This window comes from Sulfitobacter sp. HI0040, from assembly GCF_001634885.1.
GTDB lineage: Bacteria > Pseudomonadota > Alphaproteobacteria > Rhodobacterales > Rhodobacteraceae > Sulfitobacter.
Genome location: NZ_LWEX01000380.1, coordinates 1 through 276, shown reverse-complemented (window position 1 = coordinate 276; position 276 = coordinate 1). Strand labels below are relative to the sequence as shown.

The following is a 276-nucleotide window of genomic DNA, read 5'->3' as shown; positions in this document are numbered from 1 at the left end:
GCGGCGACCGGCCCGAGACCGCGCCGCTGGAATGTTTCTGGCGCATCGTTGCACGCCGGGCGGTGCTGGCCGCGGGCGGGCTGGAGCGGCCCATCGCCTTTCGCAACAACGACCGCCCGGGCATCATGATGGCCGGGGCGGTGCGCAGTTACCTCAACCGGTGGGGGGTCAGCCCGGGCCGGCGCGTCACCGTCTTCGGCAACAACGACGATGCCCATCGCACGGCACATGATCTGGCGGCGGCGGGGGTGCATGTGGCGGCGCTGATCGATGCCC

1 protein-coding gene is annotated in these 276 nt (G+C 72.1%); it reads left to right on the top strand.

Annotated features, from left to right (window positions below):
- On the top strand, positions 1–276 hold a 276-nt coding region (locus tag A3728_RS16125; protein WP_150120847.1), incomplete at both ends, for a hypothetical protein.